This window comes from Saccharothrix texasensis (assembly GCF_003752005.1).
Lineage (GTDB): Bacteria > Actinomycetota > Actinomycetes > Mycobacteriales > Pseudonocardiaceae > Actinosynnema > Actinosynnema texasense.
In genome coordinates, this window is sequence record NZ_RJKM01000001.1 from 5,548,454 (window position 1) to 5,560,437 (window position 11,984).

The following is an 11,984-nucleotide window of genomic DNA, read 5'->3' on the forward strand; positions in this document are numbered from 1 at the left end:
CCATCCCGGCCGCCGCTGCCCCGGATCGCACCTCCGACCGCCACAACCACCGCGAACGCCGAACCCGCGCCAGACTGGACCCCGTGGACTACGTCTTCGTGCACGGCACCACCCAGTCACCCGCGGCCTGGCGCCCGGTGGAGGACCTGCTCCGCCAACGCGGCCACCGCACCGTGGCCGTGGACCTGCCGACCGACCGGCCGGAGCTGCGTGCCGTCGACTACGCCGCGATCGCCCGCGCCCAGGCGGGCGACGCGCTGGCCCCGATCCTGGTGGGCCACTCCGGCGCCGGCCTGCTGATGCCCGCCATCGCCCGAGCCCTCGGCGCGTCGCACCTGGCCTGGATCGCCGCGATGGTCCCCGGCCCCGTGTCCCTGGCCGACGAGCTGGCCGTCGACACGGGCGAGATGTTCAACCCGGAGTGGCGCTCCCTCGCCGAACCACCCACCGCGGACCCCGTGGTGGCCTCGTACTTCCTGTTCCACGACTGCGACCTGGCCGGTGTGCGCGCGGGCCTGCGCACCCTGCGCCTGTTCTACCCGGCCGCCACGTACCGCGAGGTGCACGAGGTGCCGGACCTGCCGTCGACCTACGTCCTGCCGCGCGGCGACCGCACGCTGCGGCCGTCGTGGATGCGCCGGGCCGCGCGCGACCGGCTCGGGGTCGAGGCGATCGAGGTCGACGGCGGGCACTGCCCGCAGACCAGCCGGCCCGAGACGCTGGCGGCCGTGCTGGGCGCGGCGCGGCCCGCGCGGCCCTGACGTGCCGCGGGGTCGGTGGTGAGGGACCCCGCGACGAACGTGAAAAACTTTCGCGAAGAGGTCAGTCCAGGGTGAACGGGTCGTACTTGATCCGGTCCAGCGGGGTGCCGGCGACCAGCATCCGGGACACGGTCGCCCGGATCATGGACGGCGAGCCGCACACCAGCACGTCCCGGTCCTCCCACGCCCCGTAGCGCGTGACCACGTCGGCCAGGGTGCCCTGCTCGACGCCGCGTGCACCCGGGTCCGACTCCAGCACCGGCACGACGGTCAGCCACGGGTTGGTCATGGCGAACCGCTGGAGATTGTCCAGGTCGTACAGGTCCTCGCGGCTTCGCCCGCCCATGAACAGGTGCACGCGCGGGTTCTCGCCCCACTGCGCCATCTCGTCGATGATCGCGTGCATCGGCGCGACCCCGGTCCCGCCGGCGACCATCAGCACGTCCCGCCCGGACTTGCGGTCGACGCTGAGCCGACCCATCGGCGGGCCGAGCCGCCAGACGTCACCCGGCTGGGTGTGGCCGACGATCGACCGGCTGACCCACCCGCCCTCGACCGAACGGATGTGGAACTCGATGATGCCGTCTTCGCGAGGCGCGTTGGCGGGCGAGTAGTACCGCCACAGCCGCGCGCGCTGCGGCGTCTCGACGCTCACGTACTGCCCGGCGCGGTACCCGACCGGGTGGTCCGGCTGCAGCCGCACGACCGCCAGGTCCCAGCTCACCCGCTGGTGGTCGAGCACGGTGGCGTGCCAGTAGGCCGGGCCGTCGTCGGCCGCCGCGGCCTCCTGCATCGCCCTGGCCATGATCGTGTACGCCTCGGCCCAGGCCATCTCGACCTTCGGCGTCCACGCGGGCCCGGCGAACTTCTTCACCGCCGCGAGCAACGCCGTGCCGACGGACTCGTAGTGCACGTTGAGGACGCCGAACTTGCGGTGGTCGCGGCCGAGCTGGCGCAGGAACGGGATCAGGTCGTCGGGTCTGTCCACCATCTGCACGACGTGGACGAGGGCGCGCAGCAGTCGGCTGCGCTGGACCTCCATGTTCACGGGGAACATCTCACGGGTCGCCGGCGCGAGGCTGAAGAGCATGCCGTAGAAGAACTTGGCTACCTCTTCGGCGCGCGGCTCCACCACCGCGAAGCTCTCCCGGATCATCCGCACCATAGCGGTGACACCAGGAGGAGGTTCGCGGTGTGGCGGGCTCGGGATGGGGCTCAACACGGCGTTCGCAGTCATGGTCCGGGCGCAGTCTCCACGTTTCTGGCGGCGCCAGCAAGGGCGCTACGTCCTCGTCAAGCTTCCATCCCCGACGAGGGGACACTAACCCGCCAACTGGCCGGTCGACTCCTTGATGCCACCTTCGAGTGCAGTGCGGTTACGGACGGTCGCGCAACGTTCCCGCGAACGGGTGGACATTCCCTTCCACGTATACCGAATCCAGCGCTTGCGGCCCACCGCCAGACGCACCACCCCTCACGCGACGTGGGCCACACGACCCGGTCGAGGCGACCGGCCGGAGTCCCGGGCCGAGGTTCACCCTGGTGGCGGCCGGCAACGCTCCCGGGTGCGGTGGGCCGCAGTCGCCTGTGGATTCCCACCTGCGGATTGTGGACAACTCAGGTGCCGGTGTGGACAACCGGCTGCGACATGTGGGTGACGGGCGTCAGCCGTTCTCGGACCGCTCGGCTGCGCTGCGTTCAACGCAGAACTCGTTGCCCTCCGGGTCGGCGAGCACGACCCACCCCTTGCCGTCGGGGCGGCGCATGTCGGACACGAGCGTCGCCCCGATCCCGAGCAGCCGCTCGACCTCGGCGTCACGGGTGGTGTCGGGCTGCAGGTCGAGGTGGACCCGGTTCTTCACCGACTTGGGCTCGGGCACGTGGATGAACAGCAGCCCCGGTCCCCCGGGCAGGGCGATGAGCACTTCGGGGTCGCCCGGGAAGTCCTCGTCGGTGAGCGGCTGCCCGGTCACCTCGCTCCAGAAGCCGGCCAGCTCGTAGGCGTCCCGGCAGTCGATCGTGATGTGGCGCACGAGTGAGGTCATGCGGTGATGGTCTCCGCCGAGGACGATGCGGTGCACGCGAGTTTCCGGTCGCACCCCGACCGTGGCCCACACCACACGATTTCCACCGGGTTGAGCGGAACTGGCTCAACTTTTCTGACGTTGACCTGGATGATGGCTGGTGCTGGACGCCGGCCCCTGCGCACGAACACCGACCGAGGTGAGGAATGGACGCTTTCAACCCGACCACCAAGACGCAACAGGCCGTGTCCGCCGCCGTGCAGGCGGCGACCATCGCGGGCAATCCCGACGTCGTCCCGGTCCACCTCCTCGGCGCGCTCCTGGCCCAGGGCGACGGCCTGACCGCGCCCCTGCTGTCCGCCGTCGGCGCGGACCCGAAGCAGGTGCACAAGGAGTTGGAACAGCTGGCCAGGGCGCTGCCCGCGGCCAGCGGGTCGTCCGTGTCGGCGCCCCAGTTCTCCCGCGACGCGGCCCGCGTGCTGAGCAAGGCGCAGGAACTCGCCACCGAGATGGGCGACGAGTACGTGTCGACCGAGCACCTGCTGGTCGGCCTCGCCCACCACGGCGGCCAGGTCGCCGACCTGCTGCGCCGCCACGGCGCGCACCCCGAGGCGCTCAAGGAGGCGTTCGGCAAGGTCCGCGGCTCGGCGCGGGTCACCAGCGCGGACCCGGAGAGCACCTACAAGGCGTTGGAGAAGTACGGCGTCGACCTGACCGAACGCGCCCGCAAGGGCGAGCTGGACCCGGTCATCGGCCGCAACACCGAGATCCGCCGCGTGGTGCAGGTGCTGTCGCGCCGCACGAAGAACAACCCGGTGCTGATCGGCGAGCCGGGCGTCGGCAAGACCGCCATCGTGGAGGGCCTGGCCCAGCGGATCATCGCCGGCGACGTGCCCGAGAGCCTGCGCGGCAAGAAGGTCGTCGCGCTCGACCTCGGCTCGATGGTGGCGGGCGCGAAGTACCGCGGCGAGTTCGAGGAGCGGCTGAAGGCCGTGCTCAAGGAGATCACCGACTCCGCGGGCCAGGTCGTCACGTTCATCGACGAGCTGCACACGATCGTCGGCGCGGGCGCGACCGGCGAGTCCGCCATGGACGCCGGCAACATGATCAAGCCCATGCTGGCCCGCGGCGAGCTGCGCATGGTCGGCGCGACCACGCTGGACGAGTACCGCGAGCACATCGAGAAGGACGCCGCCCTGGAGCGCCGCTTCCAGCAGGTCCTCGTCGGCGAGCCGTCGGTCGAGGACACGATCGGCATCCTGCGCGGCCTCAAGGACCGCTACGAGGTGCACCACGGCGTGCGCATCACCGACGCCGCCCTGGTCGCCGCCGCCACCCTGTCCGACCGGTACATCACCGCCCGCTTCCTCCCGGACAAGGCCATCGACCTGGTCGACGAGTCCGCGTCCCGGCTGCGCATGGAGATCGACTCCCGGCCGGTCGAGATCGACGAGGTCGAACGCGCGGTGCGCCGGCTGGAGATCGAGGAGATGGCGCTGGCCAAGGAGTCGGACGCGGCCTCCGTGGAACGCCTGGCCGCGCTGCGCGCCGAGCTGGCCGAGCAGCGCGAGGACCTGGCCGGGCTGACCGCGCGCTGGCAGAACGAGAAAGGCTCGATCGAGAAGGTCCGCGACCTGAAGGAGCAGCTGGAGCAGCTGCGCGGCGAGTCGGAGCGGGCCGAGCGCGACGGTGACCTGGGCCGGGCCGCCGAGCTGCGGTACGGGCGCATCCCGGCGTTGGAGAAGGAGCTGGAGACGGCCACCCGCACCACGCAGGACGCCGCCGTGATGCTGAAGGAGGAGGTCGGGCCGGACGACGTGGCCGACGTGGTGTCCGCGTGGACGGGCATCCCGGCGGGCCGGCTGCTGGAGGGCGAGACGGCGAAGCTGCTGCGCATGGAGGACGAGCTGGCCAAGCGCGTGGTCGGCCAGGCCGAGGCGGTGCGGGTCGTGTCGGACGCGGTGCGGCGCACCCGTGCGGGCGTGGCGGACCCGGACCGGCCGACCGGTTCGTTCCTGTTCCTCGGCCCGACCGGCGTCGGCAAGACGGAGCTGGCCAAAGCGCTGGCGGAGTTCCTGTTCGACGACGAGCGGGCGATGATCCGGATCGACATGAGCGAGTACTCCGAGAAGCACTCGGTGGCCCGCCTGGTCGGGGCGCCTCCCGGCTACGTCGGCTACGACCAGGGCGGGCAGCTGACCGAGTCGGTCCGCCGCCGCCCGTACTCGGTCGTGCTGCTGGACGAGGTCGAGAAAGCCCACCCGGACGTGTTCGACGTGCTGCTGCAGGTGCTCGACGACGGCCGGCTCACCGACGGCCAGGGCCGCACGGTCGACTTCCGCAACACGATCCTGGTGCTGACCTCGAACCTCGGCTCGCACGTCATCGCGGACGCCGCCCTGGACGAGCGGCAGCGCGACGACGCCGTCATGTCGGTCGTGCGGGCGCACTTCAAGCCGGAGTTCCTCAACCGGTTGGACGACGTCGTGGTGTTCCACTCGCTGGCGACCGAGGAGCTGACGTCCATCGTGGACATCCAGGTCGACCGGCTGGCGCAGCGCCTGGCGCAGCGGCGGCTGACCCTGGACGTCACCCCCGCCGCGCGCGAGTGGCTGGCGCTGAACGGCTTCGACCCGGTGTACGGGGCCCGGCCGCTGCGGCGGCTGGTGCAGTCGTCCATCGGCGACCAGCTGGCGAAGGAGCTGCTGGCGGGCGAGGTGCGTGACGGCGACACGGTGAAGGTCGAGGTGCTGGACGACCACTCGGGCCTGATCGTCGGCAAGGCCTAGGGGGCGTCTGCCGCGCCTTCGGCGCACCTGGCGTTCGACCTGCTGTGTCGGGGACGCGCTCGGGAAGCCCGCACCACCGGCTCCCGGGCGCGTCCGCTCGTTCACGGCGCCGCCGCCGTTCAGCCTTCCGTCCGGACGCCCAGCCGTCCGGCCGTCGCTTCGGCGCTTCCGGGGCGTCCGGCGCTCCCGCGCGGAGTCCGCCGTTCTGCGCCTCCGCGTGCCGAGCAGGCTGCGCAGAGGTCCCCGACCGGGGGATCCCCGATTTTTACTCTGCCGGCCGGGACCGACACCGGGCGAGTGGCCGGCATGTGCCTGTGGACAACGCTGTGGCCTGTGGATAAGTCGTGGCCGGCGGTCGTCGGGCAGGCGTGGGAGCCGGCCGCGACCGGCCCGCGATCCGGGTAACAGCTTGATCCGTTTGCGCGACCCACGCCCCAAGTGATCTTCGTTTGTTCACCGCCGCCCGCTACTCTCGCACCGTGGGCATACCGGCGTGGGTCTGGTTCACCGTCGCCGCGGTGGCGGGCGTGGCGGGGTTCGCCCTGCTCGCGACCGACCGGGCACAGCGAACCGCGCGAAACCGCGAACGCCGCCGCTGGGCGGCGCTGCGCGGCTGGCAGTTCGAGGAGACCGACCACGTGCTGCCCACCCGCTGGGAGAGCGGCGCGATCGCCTACTACGGCGTCGGCGTGGCCAAGGACGTCGTCGCCGGCTCCACCTTCACCGCCGACGGCCGCCGCCAGGTGTACGTGCTCGACCACGAGACCGGCGGCAAGGTCAACTCCGTGCTCGTCGGCGTGCGCTGCCGCCGGGCGTTGTCCGTGGTCATCGAGCTGTGGCTGCCCAGCGTGCCGTTCCAGCGCGACCAGATGCCCGACCTGCTCGGACCGGTCGGCTCGCGGTACGCGTTCGTCAGCGAGCTGCCCGCCGCGCGCAAGCTCATCACCCCCGACCTGGTCGACGCCGCCGAGGAGATCGGCGGCGACGTCACCGTCGTCTGGCTGGAGAACGACTGGGTGCTGGCCGCCGCGCCGCCCAACTCGACCCCCGCCCGCCTGGAACGGCTGCTGCGCGACCTGGGCGAACTGGCCGACGTGATCGACCCGTTCGAGGCCGACCCCGAAGCCGACGCCGGCGCCGAGATCCACCGCCCGCAGTTCGGGCGCAAGCCGTGACGCCGCCGACCGCCCTGGTCACGGGCGCCTCCTCGGGCATCGGCGCCGCGTTCGCCCGCAGGCTCGCCGCCGAGGGCCACGACCTGGTGCTCGTCGCCCGCGGCGAACAGCGGCTGGAGGAGACGGCGGCCAAGCTGCGCGCCGCGCACGGCATCACCGCCGAGGTGCTGCCCGCCGACCTGGCCACCGACACCGGCCGGGCGAAGGTCGCGGACTTCCTCGCCGAACGCGACATCGACCTCCTGGTCAACAACGCGGGCTTCGCGATCTCGTCGGAGTTCGTCACCGCCGACCCGCTCGACCTGCAGTCCCAACTGGACGTGAACGTGACGAGCGTGCTGCGGCTGACCCGCGCGGCGCTGCCCGGCATGGTGGCGCGCGGGCGTGGCGCGGTGGTCAACGTGTCCAGCGTGGCGGGTTTCCTGCCCGGCCGCGGCACGACGTACAGCGCGGACAAGGCGTGGGTGACCGCGTTCTCCGAGGGCATGTCGATGGCGACGGCGGGCACGGGTGTGCGCGTGATGGCGCTGTGCCCGGGTTTCGTGCGCACCGAGTTCCACCAGCGGGCCAGGATCGACATGTCCAAGACACCGGACCTGCTCTACCTCGACGCCGACCGGGTGGTGCACGACTGCCTCGCCGACCTGCGCGCGGGCAAGCCGGTCTCCGTGCCGGGCGCCCAGTACAAGGCCATCACGCTGTTCGCCCGCCTGGTTCCGCGCGCGCTGGTCAGGCGGCTGGCCTCCCGCGTGGCGGGCGGGCGGGGACGCACTTAGAACTGCCGGGAACCCCGACCCGGTCCGGCCCGTCCCACTCCACTAGTTGGAACAGGGAGGAACCGTCCATGGGCGAGCAGTTCAGAGTGGAGCCGCCGGAGCTCCGCGGTTACGGCGAGTTGCTGACGCGCAACGCGCAGCACTTCATGACGATCAAGGACCACGCGATCTCCAAGGGTGGCGACACCTCGGGGTTCACCGGTCTGCTCTCGCTGCTGCAGCCCATCGTGACCGGCGTGGCGTCCCTGTACGGGGAGACCCTCGACTTCGCGAACCAGATGATGGTCAAGGAGGCGGAGAGCATCAACAAGGCCGCCGACATGTACGAGAAGAACGAAGAGATGGTCATGAGCATCCTCGACCGGGTGCTCTCCCAGCTCCACTCCGTGGCCGAGGCGCCGTCGCTCGGGGGTGGCGGCCGATGACCGCCTACGCGGACGTCGAAGACCCGTCGGTCGCGCTCAGCGCCGCCGCGGAGGACCGGCCCGGCCGGCAGTCGACCAAGGAGCTCATCGAGAAGGCCGGCTGGAAGATCCAGGGCGTCAACTGGATCTACGAGCAGGTCACCGGCGAGAACCTGCTCGACGCGCTGATCAAGCCGCTGCTCGGCGATTTCGAGAAGATCGACGAGAACGCCAACGCGTGGGACCGGGTCGCCAAGGCGCTCGACTCCGTGCGGCACAACGTGGACGCGGGCGCGGAGCAGCTGTCGTCGCACTGGGACGGTGACGCGGCGAAGGCGTTCGAGACGCGCATGGGCACCATGTGGGTGATCGCCATCGAGGCGGACTCGCAGGTCGCGCGGATCATCGGCAACCAGTTCCGGTCGACGGCCGGCACCTGCCGCACCGCGTGCGGCCTGGCGCTGACGCTGCTGGACATGCTGGTCGGCAAGCTGATGGAAGCCGCGATGACGGCGTGGATCCCGGTCGTCGGCTGGGGCCGCGCGGTGTGGATGGTCTACGACGCGATCCAGATCGTCGACGCCATCCGCAAGATCATCATCGCGATCCAGACGCTGATCGAGGGCGTCCAGGGCATGATCGACGGCATCGTCGCCATGGGCACCGCGCTGTCCAAGCTGAAGGACGTGCGCGACGTCAGCGACCTGCTCGACGTGGTCGACGGGTACCAGGACGGCAAGGAGAAGTACGACAACGGCGTGGCCGCGGCGAAGAGCGGCGCGATCGGCGTCGGGCTCGGCGCGTACGGCCTCGGCAAGGCCGGCAACGCCGCCAACGGCCGCTACAGCCAACCACCGCCCACAGCGCCCGCGCCCGCTCCGGCCGGGGCGAGCTCCGGGGCGGGCTCGGGCTCCGGGTCCGGCTCCGGCGGGGGTGACGGGCAGTGACGTTCCCGTACGACAAGGCACGGCTGGACGCGCTGGTCGCCGACGTCGAGAAGCGGATGGCGAACGTCGAGGAGACCGCGCGGGCGGCCAGCCACGTGCAGCTGCGGTCGCGGGGGCTGACGCAGGCGGACTTCGCCGAGATCTCGCGGTTCGCCAACAGCCCCGGCGCGCCCCGGGAGCTGAAGGAGCTGGCCCGGCGGGTCGACGCGGGCGAGATGTCCTGGGAGGACATCGCATCCGGGCGGGCCGTGGACGACGAGGGCGTGCAGCGCGCTCTGCAGACCGGTGTGCCGGACCTGCAACGCGCCTACACGGCGATCCAGGAGGGCAACGACCCGGAGGACGTCATCTCCGCCGGCACGCCCCGGCCCGGTGGGCGCGGCGACGATGACGACGACCAGCCGGACAAGTTCACCGAGGACGCCTGGTAGACGAGCGTGAGGTCAGGCCTGTCACCGAGGACGACGCCGAGTTGTCCACAGGTGCGGGCCTGACCACCTCGAACCGTCGGACCCGTGGGGCAGAATAAAATCAGGGGTCCCTCTGGCGGGGACGCCTGCGTAGCTCCGAGCGGTGGCCGGCTGGAGCCGTCGGCTGCCGGAACCCGGCCGATCTGAGCCGTGCGCGACCCCGGAGCGGACGAGACGGGTGGCTGAGGACGGTCGGCGCGAGGTGGCCTGAGCGTCGACGGGGCCGCGTTCAGGTCAGCGTGGGGAAGTCGAACGCGCCGGCGCTGGTGTGGTTCGTCCCGGCCCCGCGCACCACGTCGTAAGCCACGGCCGCGGCGATCGCCAGGGAACGGACCGGGTCCGGGGTGCCCGGCCGGAGGGTCAGCACGTCCCGCCGCACGCGCCGACCGTCCCGCTTCACGATCGCGCCCGGGCTGAACGACGCCACCTCGTGCAGCAGGCACAGCCGCTGCCCGGCCGCGTCGAGCAGCCCGTAAGCGCCGTGCCCCTCGTGCCGCACCGACCCGGCCACCGCGCCGTTCGGCCACGTCACCCGGGTCGGCGGCCGGCCGGCGCCCTTGCGGATCAGCAGCAGTTGCCGCCCGCGGTCGGCCAGGGCCAGGTCGAACGTCGTGCGACCGGAGAACGCGGTGACGCGCAACAGCTTCCGCAGCGGCCCGAGGAACCGGCGTTCGGAGACCGACGCGATCAACGCGCCGCCGCCGTCGTAGACGTCGTTGCGGTACCTGGTGCCCAGCAGGTGGCGCAGCACGCCCCAGGGCTGCTCGATGATCAACGTGTCGGTGCCGGGAAGGGTCACGGTGTGCCAGCGTACGGCGAGGTATGACACTCTTGGCACCCGTGCGAACTGATGTGGTCCTGGACGCCGCGGCGAAGGCCGAGCTGGCGCGGTTGGTGAGCGAGTTGGCCGTGGTGCACGGCAAGGTGACGCTGTCCTCGGGCGCCGAGGCCGACTACTACATCGACCTGCGGCGGGCGACGTTGCACCACGCCGCGTCGCCCCTGATCGGCAAGCTGCTCCGGCAGCTCACCGCCGACTGGGACTACGTGGCCGCGGGCGGGCTGACGTTGGGCGCCGACCCGGTCGCCTGCGCGATGATGCACGCCGCCGCGAACGCGGGCGAGGTGCTGGACGCGTTCGTCGTGCGCAAGGCGGCCAAGCAGCACGGCATGCAGCGCCGCATCGAGGGCATCGAGGTCGCCGGGCAGCGGGTGCTGGCGGTCGAGGACACCTCCACCACCGGCGGCAGCGTGCTGACCGCCGTCGAGGCGCTGCGCGAGCACGGCGCCGAGGTGGTCGGCGTCGCGACGGTCGTCGACCGCGGCACGGGCGCGCGCGAGGTGATCGAGGAAGCCGGGCTGCCGTACCGGTACCTGCTGGACCTGGCCGACCTGGGCCTGGCCTGACGTGGCCGCCGCCCTGGTCCTGCTGCTGGTGATCGTGGCGATCCTGGGTGTCGGGGTCGCCGTCGGGGTGGCGCGCCGGAAGCGGAACCCGTTCACGAACCAGCAGTTCGTGAGCCAGTGGGAGCAGCAGATGCGGGCGCTGGAAGCGTCCCTGGGGTGGCGGTTCGTCGCCGAGGACCAGGGCTTCCAGGAACGGGTGCCGCAGATCGGGCGGATGCTGGAGGCCGACCGGAGCCGGGTGAAGTTCCAGCTCGTCGGCCACTGGCGCGGCGTGCCCGTGCTCGCCGTGGAAGTGGTGTTCCGCGCGGACAACGTGGTCACGTCGGAGTACCGCACCTACACGGTGGTGGTCGTGCCGCGCCCGATGCCGGGCCCGTGGGTGCTGATCAGCCCGCGCGCGGACAGCGTGTGGGGCCTGTTCGAGCAGTTCGTGGAGACCGGCGACCCGGTGTTCGACGGGCGGTACGAGGTGCGCCGCCGCAACCCCGCGTTCGCCTCCGCCCTGCTCGCCTCCGGCCTCACGCAGGCGTTGCTGCAGGACCCGAGGGCCAACGGGGTGGCGATCGCGTTCGACGAGCACACCCTCGCCGCCGCCGTGCCGGGACCGCTGCTGCAGGCGCCGCTCGCCCACCTGGCCGACCTGCTGCTGGACGTGGCGGGCCGGGTGCCGTGGCAGTCGCTGCCGCGGGGCTGAACCCCGGCCGCACCGCTTAATACAGCGGCATGTGATCGCTCGGCGGCCTACTGTGGCAGGCAGGGAGGTCGCTATGGTCGCGCGCGCTTTCGCCGAACTCGTCATGGTGGTGCACTTCGCCGTCCTGGTGTTCCTCGTGGTCGGGGGATTCCTGGCCTGGAAGTGGCCTCGGGCGCTGTACTTCCACCTGGCGATGGCCACCTGGGGCCTGCTGGTCGTGCTGTTCCCGATCGCCTGCCCGCTCACCTGGCTGGAGAACGAGCTCCGCGCCGCCGCCGGCCGGCCGGAACTCGAGAGCGGCTTCATCGACACCTACATCGACGGCGTCCTCTACCCGGACTCCGCGGCCCGCCTGGTGCAGGTGCTCGTGGCGGTCGTGGTGCTGGCCTCGTGGACCGGTTACTACCTCAAAAGACGCGGTGAACAGACCTCGCCGACGCACACCGAAGCTTGTCACTGAATCGGTCCAACGGTGTGTTCGGCTGTTAGGGCTACACCTACGCCGAACGTCATTCCCAAGCTCTACTCTCAGGGCAA

13 protein-coding genes are annotated in these 11,984 nt (G+C 71.6%); 10 read left to right on the forward strand and 3 right to left on the reverse strand.

Features of this window, described 5'->3' with window-relative positions; genetic code table 11:
- The first annotated feature begins 83 nt into the window (after positions 1–83).
- Positions 84–761, forward strand: a complete 678-nt coding sequence (locus EDD40_RS24165) for an alpha/beta fold hydrolase (RefSeq protein WP_123744959.1) — start codon at positions 84–86, stop codon at positions 759–761.
- A gap of 61 nt (positions 762–822) precedes the next feature.
- Here EDD40_RS24165 and EDD40_RS24170 read toward each other — a convergent pair whose 3' ends face one another.
- Both EDD40_RS24170 and EDD40_RS41885 read right to left on the reverse strand, forming a co-directional pair.
- Positions 823–1,926: an FAD-binding oxidoreductase gene (locus EDD40_RS24170; RefSeq protein WP_123744960.1), complete on the reverse strand. Its 1,104-nt coding sequence runs from the start codon at positions 1,924–1,926 to the stop codon at positions 823–825.
- A 499-nt stretch (positions 1,927–2,425) separates the two neighbouring features.
- Positions 2,426–2,806: a VOC family protein gene (locus EDD40_RS41885; RefSeq protein WP_170185184.1), complete on the reverse strand. Its 381-nt coding sequence runs from the start codon at positions 2,804–2,806 to the stop codon at positions 2,426–2,428.
- A 185-nt stretch (positions 2,807–2,991) separates the two neighbouring features.
- Between EDD40_RS41885 and clpB the strand changes: the two genes are divergently transcribed.
- The 6 genes from clpB to EDD40_RS24205 all read left to right on the forward strand — a co-directional run bounded on the left by clpB (position 2,992) and on the right by EDD40_RS24205 (position 9,307).
- Complete coding sequence (gene clpB, locus EDD40_RS24180) at positions 2,992–5,574, forward strand: ATP-dependent chaperone ClpB (protein ID WP_123744962.1); 2,583 nt, start codon at positions 2,992–2,994, stop codon at positions 5,572–5,574.
- A 479-nt stretch (positions 5,575–6,053) separates the two neighbouring features.
- Positions 6,054–6,749, forward strand: a complete 696-nt coding sequence (locus EDD40_RS24185) for a type III secretion system chaperone family protein (RefSeq protein WP_123748248.1) — start codon at positions 6,054–6,056, stop codon at positions 6,747–6,749.
- Entirely contained in the window at positions 6,746–7,525 is a 780-nt protein-coding gene (locus EDD40_RS24190) for an SDR family NAD(P)-dependent oxidoreductase (RefSeq protein WP_123744963.1), read from the forward strand. Before EDD40_RS24185 ends, EDD40_RS24190 begins: the two co-directional genes overlap by 4 nt.
- Positions 7,526–7,593: 68 nt before the next feature.
- Positions 7,594–7,950, forward strand: a complete 357-nt coding sequence (locus EDD40_RS24195; protein ID WP_123744964.1) for a hypothetical protein — start codon at positions 7,594–7,596, stop codon at positions 7,948–7,950.
- On the forward strand, positions 7,947–8,876 hold the full coding sequence (locus tag EDD40_RS24200) for a WXG100 family type VII secretion target (protein ID WP_123744965.1): 930 nt from the start codon (positions 7,947–7,949) through the stop codon (positions 8,874–8,876). The genes EDD40_RS24195 and EDD40_RS24200 overlap by 4 nt, the downstream gene beginning before the upstream one ends.
- Positions 8,873–9,307: a hypothetical protein gene (locus EDD40_RS24205; RefSeq protein ID WP_123744966.1), complete on the forward strand. Its 435-nt coding sequence runs from the start codon at positions 8,873–8,875 to the stop codon at positions 9,305–9,307. The genes EDD40_RS24200 and EDD40_RS24205 overlap by 4 nt, the downstream gene beginning before the upstream one ends.
- Positions 9,308–9,575: 268 nt before the next feature.
- Here the strand turns inward: EDD40_RS24205 and EDD40_RS24210 are convergent, their stop codons facing one another.
- Entirely contained in the window at positions 9,576–10,145 is a 570-nt protein-coding gene (locus EDD40_RS24210) for a hypothetical protein (protein ID WP_123744967.1), read from the reverse strand.
- Positions 10,146–10,198: 53 nt separating this feature from the next.
- Here EDD40_RS24210 and pyrE point away from each other — a divergent pair, with 53 nt between their 5' ends.
- The 3 genes from pyrE (at position 10,199) to EDD40_RS24225 (ending at position 11,907) form a co-directional block, all read left to right on the forward strand.
- On the forward strand, positions 10,199–10,753 hold the full coding sequence (pyrE, locus tag EDD40_RS24215; protein WP_123744968.1) for an orotate phosphoribosyltransferase: 555 nt from the start codon (positions 10,199–10,201) through the stop codon (positions 10,751–10,753).
- 1 nt (position 10,754) lies between these two features.
- Entirely contained in the window at positions 10,755–11,447 is a 693-nt protein-coding gene (locus tag EDD40_RS24220) for a hypothetical protein (RefSeq protein WP_123744969.1), read from the forward strand.
- Between the two features lie 73 nt (positions 11,448–11,520).
- On the forward strand, positions 11,521–11,907 hold the full coding sequence (locus EDD40_RS24225) for a DUF2784 domain-containing protein (protein WP_123744970.1): 387 nt from the start codon (positions 11,521–11,523) through the stop codon (positions 11,905–11,907).
- The last annotated feature ends 77 nt before the right edge of the window (positions 11,908–11,984 follow it).

Excerpts from the sequence above, each read along its gene's own strand:
- EDD40_RS24170 (WP_123744960.1), bottom strand. The coding sequence starts at position 1,926 with ATGGTGCGGATGATCCGGGAGAGCTTCGCGGTGGTGGAGCCGCGCGCC.
- EDD40_RS41885 (WP_170185184.1), bottom strand. The coding sequence starts at position 2,806 with ATGACCTCACTCGTGCGCCACATCACGATCGACTGCCGGGACGCCTAC.
- clpB (WP_123744962.1), top strand. The coding sequence starts at position 2,992 with ATGGACGCTTTCAACCCGACCACCAAGACGCAACAGGCCGTGTCCGCC.
- EDD40_RS24195 (WP_123744964.1), top strand. The coding sequence starts at position 7,594 with ATGGGCGAGCAGTTCAGAGTGGAGCCGCCGGAGCTCCGCGGTTACGGC.
- EDD40_RS24200 (WP_123744965.1), top strand. The coding sequence starts at position 7,947 with ATGACCGCCTACGCGGACGTCGAAGACCCGTCGGTCGCGCTCAGCGCC.
- EDD40_RS24225 (WP_123744970.1), top strand. The coding sequence starts at position 11,521 with ATGGTCGCGCGCGCTTTCGCCGAACTCGTCATGGTGGTGCACTTCGCC.